The sequence below is a fragment of the Shewanella canadensis genome, from assembly GCF_003966225.1.
GTDB lineage: Bacteria > Pseudomonadota > Gammaproteobacteria > Enterobacterales > Shewanellaceae > Shewanella > Shewanella canadensis.
Genome location: NZ_RXNU01000008.1, coordinates 81,498 through 95,041, shown reverse-complemented (window position 1 = coordinate 95,041; position 13,544 = coordinate 81,498). Strand labels below are relative to the sequence as shown.

At 48.8% G+C, this 13,544-nt stretch carries 8 protein-coding genes; 4 read left to right on the top strand and 4 right to left on the bottom strand.

The genetic code is table 11. The annotated features are described in order from the left end of the window. Nucleotides 1-134: 134 nt before the first annotated feature. Nucleotides 135-1,025: a glutathione S-transferase C-terminal domain-containing protein gene (locus tag EKG38_RS15645; protein ID WP_126521169.1), complete on the top strand. Its 891-nt coding sequence runs from the start codon at nt 135-137 to the stop codon at nt 1,023-1,025. 67 nt (nt 1,026-1,092) lie between these two features. Here the strand turns inward: EKG38_RS15645 and EKG38_RS15640 are convergent, their stop codons facing one another. Further along, nucleotides 1,093-1,974, bottom strand: coding sequence for a LysR family transcriptional regulator (locus EKG38_RS15640; RefSeq protein ID WP_126521168.1), 882 nt, complete (start codon nt 1,972-1,974; stop codon nt 1,093-1,095). 118 nt (nt 1,975-2,092) lie between these two features. On the opposite strand from EKG38_RS15640, the gene EKG38_RS15635 reads away from it, so the two are divergent. Together EKG38_RS15635 and EKG38_RS15630 are read left to right on the top strand one after the other, a co-directional pair. Beyond that, complete coding sequence (locus tag EKG38_RS15635) at nt 2,093-3,040, top strand: NADP-dependent oxidoreductase (protein ID WP_126521167.1); 948 nt, start codon at nt 2,093-2,095, stop codon at nt 3,038-3,040. Nucleotides 3,041-3,132: 92 nt separating this feature from the next. Beyond that, nucleotides 3,133-3,789, top strand: a complete 657-nt coding sequence (locus EKG38_RS15630; RefSeq protein WP_126521166.1) for a DsbA family oxidoreductase — start codon at nt 3,133-3,135, stop codon at nt 3,787-3,789. Nucleotides 3,790-3,829: 40 nt separating this feature from the next. Here the strand turns inward: EKG38_RS15630 and recD are convergent, their stop codons facing one another. From recD to recC, 3 genes are read right to left on the bottom strand one after another with little or no spacing between them, the layout of a single operon-like run. Beyond that, a complete protein-coding gene (recD, locus tag EKG38_RS15625; protein WP_126521165.1) occupies nt 3,830-5,920 on the bottom strand; it encodes an exodeoxyribonuclease V subunit alpha in 2,091 nt (696 codons plus the stop codon). Continuing rightward, a complete protein-coding gene (gene recB, locus EKG38_RS15620) occupies nt 5,917-9,636 on the bottom strand; it encodes an exodeoxyribonuclease V subunit beta (protein ID WP_126521164.1) in 3,720 nt (1,239 codons plus the stop codon). The genes recD and recB overlap by 4 nt, the downstream gene beginning before the upstream one ends. Nucleotide 9,637: 1 nt before the next feature. Next, entirely contained in the window at nt 9,638-13,222 is a 3,585-nt protein-coding gene (gene recC, locus EKG38_RS15615) for an exodeoxyribonuclease V subunit gamma (RefSeq protein ID WP_126521163.1), read from the bottom strand. Between recC and EKG38_RS24975 the strand changes: the two genes are divergently transcribed. Next, on the top strand, nt 13,221-13,430 hold the full coding sequence (locus EKG38_RS24975; protein ID WP_185826874.1) for a hypothetical protein: 210 nt from the start codon (nt 13,221-13,223) through the stop codon (nt 13,428-13,430). The two genes, recC and EKG38_RS24975, sit on opposite strands and share 2 nt — an antisense overlap. Nucleotides 13,431-13,544: the final 114 nt, after the last annotated feature.

Below are 13,544 nucleotides of genomic sequence, written 5' to 3'. Positions count from 1 at the left end.
AAACCAAATCAAGCTTTCTATACTGAATGACATTCAGATATATGCTTGCATATAGAGGGTATACAATGACAAGAAAAATCCTCATGAATGAATGTAGCGGTTTAGATCTTAGGTTTAATCTGGGGAGTTAAGTGATGACTTATATGAAAAAAGGCTGCTGGTTACCCGAGGGGGACACCGAAGGCCTGGTATTTGTGGATACATTCAATGATTTTGGCGAGATTGAGCCCCATCGGTACCATCTGTATGTGTCACTGGCTTGTCCCTTCGCCCACCGGGCCCTCTTGGTTCATAGCCTGTTAGGTCTTGAAGAGGTGATCTCCGTGTCGAGCGTATCGCCCAAACGTTTTGATAATGGTTGGGCATTCGATGAGGAGTTTAGTGATCCCCTGTTTAATGCCACTCACCTGCAAAGTATCTATACCATGGCCAAGCCAGATTTTACCGGACGTATAACGGTACCTGTGCTCTGGGATAAAAAAAGACAAACCATTGCCAGCAACGACTCGGCAGGTATTGCACATTGGTTGGCTCAACAATGGCAATGTTTTGCAAAGAATAAAATCGATCTGCTGCCTGAAGTTAATGAGCCAAGTGTTTCGGTCTTGTCAGACTGGATAAATGAGAAGGTCAATTTGGGCGTATATGGCGCAGGATTCGCAACGGAACAAGCTGGCTATGAAAGGGCATTTGAGTCAGTATTTGATGCGTTAGACCTATTGGAACTTAGATTATCTAACCGCATTTTTCTTCATGGCGACAGTTTAACCATGAGTGATATTCGGCTTATCCCCTCCTTGTTAAGGTTCGATAGCGTGTATTACTTCCACTTTAAGTTGAACAAAAAGCGTATTCAAGATTACCATTATTTATGGCGTTATTGTCGAGCTGCGATGGATATCGAAGCGATAGCGAAAACTGTCTACCTTGAGCACATTAAAGCACACTATTTCTATACTCATGATCACCTCAACCCCAGTCGTATCATTCCTGTTGGTCCCGATATCGATTGGCGTTTATCTTAAGGCTTAATTAGATGCTAAATGATAAAGTTCAAGGCCGAATAAGATAAAAACTCGACCCATTTGTCATTTATTTTAATCTATCGGCGATCATATCGATGAATGTCCGTAATGCCGGATTCATCTGTTTATTGGGTGGAAAGATGAGATTAACGGGTGCCGCTGTTTGTGATTGATGGGGCAGCAACTCTACCAGTTCACCTGTTTTAAGATATGGGTCGATAAAAAACTCAGGGAGATAGACGATGCCTAGGCCACTAAGCGCGAGATCCCGGAGTAGCTCGGGATCATTAGAAAACATTTTCCCCTCAACCGCGACAGAGATATTTTTTTTATCTTCAACAAAGGGCCATTTAGTTTGGTGGTCGGGAACAGTATCGATTAAACATTCATGGTGACGGAGTTCATAGGCCTGTTCCGGCGTTCCATACTGTTCGAGATAACTCGGCGCAGCTGCCAGCTTTAGCTTAATTGAAGACACTTTCCTGGCAATCAGACCGCTGGAAGGTAAATTTCCGATCCTTACGGCTAAATCATAACCCTCTTCGATTAAGCTGACTTTCCGATTTAGAAATAATGAGTGAATTTTGACTTTGGGGTGCAGGCTCATAAACTCGACCATCAGAGGTTTGAGAACGAATGCCCCCCAAAAACTTGGCGCTGTTAATCTCAGCGTTCCTCGAAGTTCCTGTTGGCTTTTTACTGCCAAATTTTCCAGTAGGTCTACCCGGTCAAGAATGTCTTCAATTTTCTCCAGATATAGCTTCCCCTCTTCTGTCACGGTGAGGCTTCTCGTAGTGCGATAGAGTAACTTTACATTAAGCCATTGCTCAAGTTCAGTGACGTAGCGACTGACAGCGGAATTCGCCAGTTGTAACGATTCTGCAGCCTTTGAAAAGCTATTTTTCCGTGCCACCTCACGAAAAATGACCATACCCCGTAATTTATCCATTTAGCCTCACTTTATTCTAAATTAAAGAATAATCATTTCTTTTTAAGTCTATTAATCATTATCGGTGATAAATGTACACTGATTTCGTCAACAATGAAATGAATACTAAGGTGAGAAAATGAAAGCAATTAACGTTACGGCTTATGGTGATATTAATGATGTGGTTACTATTGTCGAAACCCCTAAACCTGAGGTTAAGTCAGGTACTCTACTGATCCAAGTTGGAGCAGCAAGCATCAACCCACTGGATAATCTTATTCGTGCCGGTTATATGAAAGAGATGATCCCTATGAGCTTTCCCTATGTAATGGGCAGCGATGGTGCGGGCACTGTGGTTGAAGTGGGCGCCGGAGTGGAAGGGTTTTCAGTCGGGGATGAGGTGTTTTTCAGACCGGATTTTTCAGAGGCGGCGACCTTTGCGAACTTTCAACGGGTAAGTGTTGACAGTGTCGCGCTAAAACCTGTGAGTCTGTCTGTTTTAGCCAGTGCTGCATTACCTCAAGTTGCCTTAACGGCTTATCAGGCATTACTCGCCGGCGGCAAGATTGAAGGTAGTAAAGTGCTTATTCATGGCGGGGCGGGGGGCGTAGGGTCACTGGCTATTCAGCTGGCGAAAGTACTGGGTGCAAAAGAGATCATTACCACGGCAGAGAGCGAGTTTGAGTCCCGTTTACGCTCATATGGCGCCGATACGGTTATCGATTTCAGGAGTCAGGATTTTAGTGAGCTTGTCAGCGATGTCGATATCACTATCGATACTATCGGTGGTCAGGTGCAGGAAAAATCTATCGGGATAGCTAAACATGGCGGTTCGGTGATCACCTTGGTTGGCGCTATGTTTGAGGAGTTAGCGGCCGAAAAAGGTGTCGCGCTTGAACTTTTGTTCCATCACGCTAATGGTCAACACCTTAAATGGATTGCAGAGCAGGTGGATGCCGGAAATTTATCGGTTCAAATAGACACGACTTACGCTATTTCGAGTGTCTATGATGTTTATGCCGCGCTGTCTTATGTTGAGCAAGGCAAGGCTCGTGGAAAAGTTGTATTAGATATGAGTGATTTCTAATCCAATCTTTGCTTATTCGGTTATTTCTGTGGCCATTATTGGCCATATAGGAATAGCAGTAATGATTCATCTATTTTTAATTTGAGGTATCTATGAAGCCTAAAAGAGTTAGGGTTGATTTTTTTCATGACGTCGTCTGTAGTTGGTGCTACGTCTTATCGCCTCGGCTACGAATTTTGGCCGAGGAGCTAAATCTGGATGTTTATCATCACAGCTTCGCGTTATCTGCGACATATAAACATATGGAAAGAATGTTCGGTTCTAAAGCCAATGCCAAGAAAGAGATCCTGAACCATTGGCAGCAATGCGCTAAGGTCGAGGATCAAAAACGCATTAACGTCGAAGGAATGCGTCAACAAAGCTTCGAATATCCTCTTTCTATGCCGGGTTTACTCGGGTGTAAGGCTGCAGAAAAACAAGCGGGTCAGCAGGGGCATTGGGACTATTTCGATGCGGTGCAACGTACTCACCTCACCGATAATAGAAATATTGGTGATAACGAAGTGCTTGTCGATTTGGCTCAGGAGCTGGGGTTAGACATAGCGCGGTTTAAGTTAGATTTAAACTCTTCAGCATTACTGGAAGAGGTAGAGCAAGATCGGCTACTGGCGCAGGATTATGGCATTAATGGTGTGCCTTGTTTGGTCATCAATCAAGGTTGGATTATATCCGGCGCTCAACCATTAGATGAGTTGCGTCATCAGTTGCAACAAATACATCTTGGGATAAACGCCGAAGACTTTGCTTAAGCTTTTCGTCACAGTCATTTAAACTTGGCTTCAGAGCCGTTTAAATCTGGCTCCACAGTCGTCTTGCAAGCCCCGACGAACGTTGAGTGGCCTGCAGGCTGGCATGTTCGAAAACGGCTTGTGAGCCCAGGCAGGTAAAATGCTGCTTGGCGCGAGTGATAGCCGTATAAACCAGCTCCTTCGTCAGTAGCTGTTTTTGGGCCGGGCTAGGCCAGATGGGGAGCACGAGCGCCACATTGGCAAACTCACTGCCCTGGCTCTTATGTACCGTCATCGCAAAACAGGTATCGTGGCTCGGAAGGCGCGCGGGCAGCACCTTTAAGATACTGCCATCGGCTTGAATAAAGTGTGCCATCAACCTTGGAGTGTGCTTCGCGGCATTGCCATCCTCGGCTGAACGTTGAGGTGAATTTTGAGATGACATATCGGGCAGTATAAGGCCAATATCGCCGTTAAACAGACCCAGATTATAGTCGTTGCTCTGAATGATCACCGGACGGCCCAGATAAAACTCGGTGTCGGCACCGATAAGTTTTGCCTGTTTCAGCGCAGTGGTAACGCCTTGATTGATGCCATCGACGCCATACTCGCCCGCGCGCATGGCGCATAAGACTCGAAACTCGTTATAACAATCGATGATCTCAGAGGCATCCTTGCTGCAATCTTTAGCCATCTCAAGGTAGTGTCGGTAATGACTCACCGCTTGAGTCAGTAATTCATCGAGCCCCGAATTGCCTGCATTGGTTTTAAGATGCTCAATCCACTGCAGCTCATCATATCCGGTTTGCCATACCTGCATAATTCGGTCTTTGTCCGAGTTATTGACCGCAGCAGCCAGTTGACCTATGCCTGCATCCCCTTTAAATCTGTGGCTGTGCATCAGCATACACAGGCTATCGCCAATCTTAGGTGACGGGCTGACAAAGGGGCTAAGATCAAACCCTGATAATGTAGAAAGATACCCGGCATAGTCGCTCGAATATCGCATCTGCCATTTGGCATCACTGGCATTCGTTCTTGTTTCTTGCTGTTTCAATCCTGCACAGATATCCGCCAGCACGGCGCCGGCTTCTACCGAGGCTAACTGGTCTTGATCGCCCAGTAGAATGAGCCTTGCATGTGCGGGGAGCGCCGAGAGCAGTTTGTGCATCATGGGCAGGTCGACCATAGAGGCTTCATCGACGACTAACAGATCCAGCCTTAGAGGGTTATCTTTATGGTGCCTGAATTTGGGGGAGTTCGGGATCACACCTAGCAAGCGGTGTAGGGTGGAAGCCTCCTCCGGCACCCGGCTTAAGCTGGTTAAATCTATCTTGTCGGCGAAGGGGGCAAGTTCCTGTTTCAAGCGCACCTTCGAGGCCTTGATTGACTCGCTCAATCGCGCAGCAGCCTTACCCGTAGGCGCCACTAACCGTATGGTCATTGCCGCTTGCTGAGTCAGTAAAAATAGCAACTTAGTTACCGTGGTGGTTTTACCCGTGCCCGGGCCTCCGGTTATAACCGCCAAACGTTTGGTAAAGGCTGTCGCCGTTGCTATTTTTTGCCAGTCAAAGTCGGTGACGCCCATCTCATCGCTTTGGGGGAACAACATCTCTAATGTGCTGCTGATAGCACTTATATGAGTATTGATCTCTGTGGGCCGCTCACTCACTTCAGCATCGGCTAACTGGGTGAGGTAACTCGCGACTTGAGTCTCGAACTGATAATAGCGCTGCAGGTAGAGATCGCCGTTATCTAATATTATCGGCGTTGAAGGTGAGTTGGCTTGCTCCAAACCCGGTGAACTAATCCCATTGAACTGCAGTAATATCTCAATAATTTCATTGTGGCTACACAGTATCTGACAATTTGATATCGGCTCCTGCATCGGATTATCGAGCATAATCTGATGTATCGGCAGGCAGGTGTGCTGCTGAGAAAGCTGTCGACTCAATAGGGCGCAAATAAGCAGAAACAGTTCACTATATACGTGGTCATCGTGTTCGTTAAGCGTATCGACTCCTGCCTTGTGTAGATTAACCCTATGTAGCTGAGCCATCTCGAGTGCAAAGTGCCTGTCGAGTGGTGTGATTAATCGCTCAGATTCCCAGACTTTCAGCAGGGCTTTGATTGGCTGTGTTGACTGGATCATCGCTTAAGCTCCGTCTGTTCTATTTGCGCTTGTGCTGTTTGGGCAGGTTGAGCATCTGATTCAGTTTGCTCATCGTCGAACAGAGTATCGATTGACTCGATAAGCGCCCTAGGCGGCTTATCATAGAAAACTCCAGACATAGGGGCATCCACGGACATACCTCGCAAGAAGAGGTAATAACAGCCGCCAATATGCAGGTCGTAGTCGTAATCAGGCATTCTCAGGCTTAAAAATCGGTGTAGCGCCAGGGTATAGATGATGTACTGCAGATCGTATCTATGGCTGCGGATCGCGCCGCCCATGGCATCGAATCCATAATGAGTGAAATCATCGCCCAGGTGGTTAGACTTATAGTCGGCGATATAAAATTGACCCTGATGCTCGAAGGTCAAATCGATAAAACCTTTCAGCATTCCTTTGAGCGACTCAAAGTTAAGTCCCGCGCTGTAGCCATACTCTTCGAGTAACGCATTGAGCTTATCGGCCTTTAGCGACGCGATTGGCAGGTAGAACTCCATCTCCACCAGTTTCTGGTTATTGGTTAATTGAGCAAGTTTGAGTGAGCCATCCTGCACGAGGGGGGCATCGAGCAGATCCAGATACCAGTGTGTCAGCACATCACACCAGCTTTCATCTATGCCATATCTCTCCATGGCGACAGGTAACTGTTCGGTTAGATCATTTATCGCTTGGGTAAAGTCAATCAGCTCGAGCACTAAGTGCATAAAGCTACCGGCATTGGCGCCACGCTCGAAGGTGAAGCGAGACGGCACAGGGTCCAGTTCATCCTTGATCTCTTCGAGTTCCGGAAAGGATTCATCATCCGCCCCCGGCAGCACCCGCTCATGAGGCAAGTCTTTTACCAGACCCGAATAACTGCCGACACGCCATGGGGTGTAGTGTCGACGTTTAAGTACTTTAGGTGCTAGTAACTCTTGTTCAGCAGAGACATTCTCTAAGGCTTGGGTCGAGATATCATCCGCCATCTCACAGACACTAATCGCCTCACTCATCAGGCGTTTTGCACATGTTTCAATAAGCGAAAACTCACAGGCCTTATCTTCTATACCCAGCAGATAGCCGATGCCGGTTTCGTGGAGTTGACTGGTGATCCCTGCTTTCTTAGTGAAGCGGCTGTGGTTAGCAATATAGAGGTAGCACTGATAGACGGGGCGAGTCATGGCGACATATAACAGGCGCAGATCCTCGGCGAGGTTTTCCCGCTTATGTCGCTCCCACCCCTCATCGCTCTGCTCTATGTCCCACACCAGCTGATTATTTTCATGGTAGAGCATAGGCGCAGGCTTACGGCGATTATCCCGGGCTAAACTGACGAAGGGGATAAAACAGACCGGATACTCGAGTCCCTTACTCTTATGTATGGTGACAATCTGTACCAGGTTCTGCTCACTTTCGAGTCTGAGCTGCGCCTCTTCATTGGCATGGTTCTCGATAAGGGCTTGCTCGTACCAGTTGACCAGGGCACTTATCCCATCGAGTTCGGTGGCCTTTTGCTGCAGCAGTTCGGCAAGATGCCTGAAATCGGTTAGACGGCGCTCACCATCTTCGCTTTGCAGCAGGCGTTCGATAAGCTTGGTTTCGTTGGCCAAATTTAGGAGTGCGGGCATGACGCCGCGTCTTAGCCAGTTATGATGCAGGCCATCAAATTGCTCCAGCAGGGTTTGTCTTACCATCTCATCTTGGTTAAACCCGTGAATAGCCAGGGCGTTATAACCGAGCAGGGAGGTCGCTAAGGCCGAACGCAGGGCGCGCTCATCTTTGGGCGTGGCGAGCGCGTGCAGTATCAGCGCCATTTCGCGGGCTTCCAGGGTGTTAAATACACTGTCTCTACTCAGAAATACCGCGCCAATTTGCCGGTTTGATAGTGACTCTTTGATAACCGCGGCTTCATTTCGGTCACGGACCAGCACCGCGATATCTTTGGCTTTGAGTGGCTTTTCACTGATTGTACACTCGCCATTTTGCGATTCGGTGAGCAGGCGTGCGATCTCAGCAGCCGCATCTTCGGCTAAACGCTTTCTGGCGGTAGTTTTATTCAGCCCTTTTTCGGGATCTTCGCTAAGCAGTTTAATTTTCAAGGCCGACGTAGCGCTCGATTTCTCGAGTAATACTTTTTTGTCGGCAAAGGGTGAGGGCTGCACCGATTCAAATGGAATGGCCTCGCTGATAAAGGCATCATCACGATTCTCAAACAGGGCATTGACCGCCAAAATCATGTTACGGCTGGAGCGATAGTTAGTATCGAGATTATAGTGCTCGGATGTTTGCTCGCGCGCCTGAATATAGGTGTGTATATCGGCGCCCCTGAAGGCATAGATCGCCTGTTTCGGGTCGCCAATCATCAACAGACTCAGATTTTTCGATGAGGTTCCTGCAGTGGCTTCATTAATGGCTATCAGCGAGTCACCAGAGCCTATCGCATCGACAGAGGGCTGTTGATAGATCCGGTTGAAAATAGCAAATTGCAGTGGATCGGTATCCTGGAACTCATCGATAAGGGCCACAGGAAAACGCTTGGCGATGGTGTTTGCCAGACTTATTGCTTGTCCACTCACCTCATCCTTGTTTGGGCGCAGGGCTTGCTCGAGGGTGAGCAGCAGATCGTCGGGCGTCAGCAAGTTACGCTCTGACTTTTGTTGGGCAAAGCGGGCCGAGATGCCGTTTCGTGCACAAAAGAGAAAGCTTGGAATAAAATCTTTGATAAGCGCGCACAGGCGCTCGATATGATCGAGTACCGGCGCTTGCTCCGGCGTGGGCACTTCGCCGCCCTTGTTAAGCTTAAGCTCACTCAGTGACAGACTCTCCATCACTTTCAATGACGGTAAACTGCTACTGTATTTGCACCAGTTATCCATGGCATCAAGCATTACCGCGAGCTTAGGATAAGCGTCCGCCTTTTTTCCGAACCTAACGCCGCTCAGTGGTAAAGCATGCAGCAAGGTCTCGATAGCGTCTCGCTCGCGGGGCCAGATAAGCTTTAGACGAGTTAAACTTTGTGTGAGCGCATCTTGCAGCTTATTGAACGCCTGTGGTACTGGCTGAGCGCTGGCTTGGCTTGCGCCCAGCAGGGGTCTTAGCTGCTTGGATAGTGCATCGGGATCGGCAAATTTCTTTTGAATGATCTCGGCCAGATACTCGGGTAATGGATAACACTGCTCACGCCAGAAATCGCGTACGGCGTGGTGCAAAAATTCGCTGTCATCTAAGGTGAACTCTGACTCGAACAACAGGGATGACTCAAATGCCATGTCGGCCAGAATACGCTGACAAAAACCATGTATGGTAAAGATAGACGCTTCATCGAGTGACTTCAAAGCCAGATCAAGACGCTTAAGTGCCAGATGGCGTTCACTTTCGGGCGTGAGTCTATAGAGTGATTCAATCAGTTCATCATCGGTTTCCAGACCGATAAAACGGCGGTAGGCAAGCTGAATTTTACGTCGAATTCGATCCCTTAACTCACCCGTGGCGGCATTGGTAAAGGTCACCACCAGGATCTGCTCGCAGCTGAGTGGTTTCTCTATCTCATGGCCCAGCAACAGACGCACATACAAACCGGCGATGGTGAAGGTTTTACCGGTTCCTGCGCTGGCTTCAATTAAGCGGCTACCGCCAAAGGGCAGGGTGAGAGTATCGAGTGGCTTAGAGCGGCCTTTAGTCACGCCAGGGCTAGCTTCTGTATGAGTCGATGACATATTAACAGCCTCCTTCGACGAAACTTGCAAGCTCGCTGAGCTTATCTTTGTGATAGAGACTGAGCATTGGGCTTAGCAGTGACATGGCAACCTGTCCGAATTCATCTTCTTTAAAATCTTCAGGGAAACTAAACAGACGCTGGTAATGAGGCTCGAAGCCTTCACCGAGCTGGCTCTGTTCATCTTTCCATTGGCTTTGAGCTTCCTTGAGTTTATCGCTGTGATCCCCCTCGGCTTCGACATAGGCGAGGGCGGTTCTGGGCATAAACATCAAGGGATGGACTTGTCCCGATTGGAAATAACTCAGCCATAGACTCAGTTGCGCTTTTGCCTGCTCGGCAGTGACAGCGTGGAAGGCATGGAAGTGGCCGATATCCAGTAGGTAACTGATGTGTTGCTTGCCGTTCGCTTGGCTATCAATAGCCTGCTCACTCCCCTTCATAGTGCCGATAGCCATAGCACTTATACATAGATGCCTTATGTAGACTCTGATCAAATCGCGGCCATTGGCGGTGCCGGGTCGATAGTTAACTAATCCCTTAGCGCAGAGATCATCGATTCGCCCCACTAATGTAATGGGCTCATTTAGGTCATCCGATGGCGTGAAGGCAAGCTCGATTTCCTGAGAGCGCTGGTTTTCGCCCTGAAGATAGATAGCCCGGCCAATTAAGGGCTTAATGTCATGCAGATACTGGTTAAGCAGGAGATCATCGAAAGGTTTCAGGGGCAGCTCGCCACTGGCTTTTAAACGTTGCAGCAGATCTTCGCCGGGGAGCTCTAAGCCTTGAGAGATGGCGTTATCGAGTAAGTTTGCCTGCAGTTTATACCGCTCGAGGGCGTTCAGACTGAAAGGCTCATCGTTATCATCGGCCTGAATATTCAGGCCTAAGTCGACCTTAAGGCTTCGATTGAAAAAGTATTGCGCCGGGTTTCTGAAGAAACGGATAAGCGCTGAAACCTCAAGTTCGTTCTCCTCCATAGAAGTGGTAGTCAGACTCTCTTGCTCAATTTTCTGGCCGGGTTCGATAAAGCGCGGAGTTTCATCGCTAGTATCGGTCGATATTGTCGGGCACCACTGGGCGGAGTAACTTTGTTTAAGTTGGGGGGCATCACCATTGTCAGGCAGATAAAGCCGCTCATCGAAAGGCTGCAGTGGCTGCTCTATCAATAACTGCTTATGGATAGCGGCCTCAATGGCTGGAATATCGGGCTCATGGTTTTGGCTGTGCTTAGATTGAGTGTGATCTATCTCTTCCGGCAGGTAACAGAGCTGGCAATATTCAACCAACTCTGAGACCAGCATGGAGGGGATCCGCTCAGAGTTATCGCGCTCACTGTGGCCGATATAACTGATGTAGAGTTGCTCTCTGGCCGAGAGTATCGCCTCTAAAAACAGGTATCTGTCATCTAGCCGACGTGAACGGTCGCCTTTTCGGGGGCCGAACTGTGCCACCAGATCGAAACCGACCGGGTGTTGTACTCTTGGGTAGATCCCGTCATTCATGCCGACTAAGCACACCAACTTAAAGGGGATGGAGCGCATTGGCATCAAGGTACAGAAATTGACGCTACCGGCCAGGTAGCGTTGGCCGACACGGGATTCACTCAAGGTGCTGTTAAACCAGTTTTGCAGCACCTGGGTATTGAGTGGCGTGACTTGTCCGGCCTCATTAAGCTCAGTTTTAAGCTTGCTGATGGCCTCGCGTATCGCTTGCAGCTGTTGCTGCTCCTCATCATCGACCTCATAAAAGTCTTCGAGAAGCTGCGCTAACTGACCCATGCGCTCCTCTATCGAGCAGTGTTGAGCCAGTTGCTGCTGATACTCATCTAAGGTTTCGATGAAGTTGAGTAGTTTACCCAGGGCTTGGGCCGATTGCCCTTCAATACCTTCGACCAGCAGGGTGTCATGATAAAGCGCTGCATCGTCACTGAAGGCGTAGCCTAAGATGAGACGCTTGATGCCAAAGGCCCAGGAGTTTTTGTCGAATGCGGGCATCGATTGGGCCGCACGGCTGGCTTCATCCCGGCCCCAACGAACGCCGGCTTGTTCGAGCCAGTGGCGTATCATGGACAGGGCTTCATCATCGAGCTCGAATCGTCTGAGTACGGCTGGCACCTCTAAGATCCCCAATATATCGGTCAGGGCGAAACGACTCTGATTGATGGCCAGAATATGCAAGAAGCTGTTGATCAGGGGCGATTCCTGCGCCGCGCCGCGATCGGCGATGGCGTAGGGGATGTAATGAGCGCCCTGTTTGGCCGAGAACACCGCATCGATATAAGGCGCGTAAGCCGCCACATCCGGCAACATGATGACGATATCTTTGGCAAGCAGGGGATCGTTTGGATCTGCAGGCTCACGGGATAACATCTCGAGCAGGTGATCGTGCAGCGTCTCGATTTCACGCAGCGGGCTGTGACAGCTGCGAAGTGTCAGCGAGTCGTCGTCTTTAGTGAGTACGCGGCGATCATCGAGCGTCAGATACAGAGAGGCATCGGGGCCTAAGCTTCTGTTGCGGGTAGTCAGTTCGAGAATATCGTGCTGAACGCCACGAAGTAGTGTCTGAGAACCATTGACCAGCGGGTCTTGGTAACATTCGAAATTAAAGTTGGTGTGCTCCTCCGGTAGCTCTAATATCAAGTCCAAAAGTTCACGCCCCATCTTACCGTTATTGGCGAGCAGGGGGTTACCCACCTCGAGCTTATCTTCCCATAAGGCTTCGAGTTGATTCCTGTTGGCGTACTCAAGCGCCATACGAGCGCGCAAACGAGGGTCGACAATATCGCCCCAGTAGTGCTGACAGGGACTTAAATTCAGCATGATCACATCGATACGCTTAGCCAGATGATAGAGCACATCTAAGGTTTGAGGCGCCATGGAAGAGATACCGAATACAAATAATCGTCGAGGGAGGCCATCGAGACAAGTATTGGGATCGTCCAGTGCATCAAACAGAGATTGATGCAGGTTAGCTCTGTGGTAGCGGCTCTTGTTGAGACGCAGGTTATTAAACTCGATAAGGGCTCGCCACAAGATGGGTTGCCAGGCTTGGGTCGGAGATAACTTGTCATTTTTAGGTGGCAAGGTCGGCTCATTGGCTTCCCATGCTGCTATCCAGTCGGGACGATAGACCAAGTACTGGTCGAAGATATCGGCTATTTGGCCGCACAGTTGAAACAGTTTTAATGGATCTTCTTGTAAAGCCTCTGTCGCTTCATCTGGGTTGTGAGCGGCATTGAGATAGTTGTTAAGCGGTGCAAACTCATCGATCTGCAGTAGCTCTGGCAGCAACTCCATCAGCTTCCAGGTCATGGAAGGCTTGGTAAAGGCATTTTCCTTGGGTACATCGGGCAACAGGGTGTGGCATAGCTGCCAGATAAAGCTTGAGGGCAGGGGGAATTCAAGCGCCGCCGCTATCTTGTTCTGTCTTGCTATCTCGAGTCGGAGCCAGGTGGACATGCCGGGGCTTTGGACTAACACCTGCTCAGGCATTAACAGGGGCATGCCGGGAATTGGCGTCTGTAGCTCGGTCGCGAGTTGGGCCGAGAGTGCTTCCATTCGATTAGACTGTACAAGATAGAGCATGAATATTCCCAGACAAAGAAACGATAGGCATTCGGGTGAGTTGATTCACCATCTGATAAGCCAACTATTCTATGTGTTTGGCATGGTAAGTCCACTGAAACTAACGGCAATTAAGGTTAACCGAGCAGGTTTCGGCTATCTAGAACTGATGCTGGGAGAAAGGGCGCCTTATCTTGTTCGCGCAGTGAGTGTATCAAATAGAAAATAGCTGTTTTATTATGTTTATAATATGTAAAATTTGATGTGGAACATCAAATTAGGTTAATGATAATGGATTGGGTTGGTTTTTAATCAGATTCAATTAATATATGGAACAGACGTA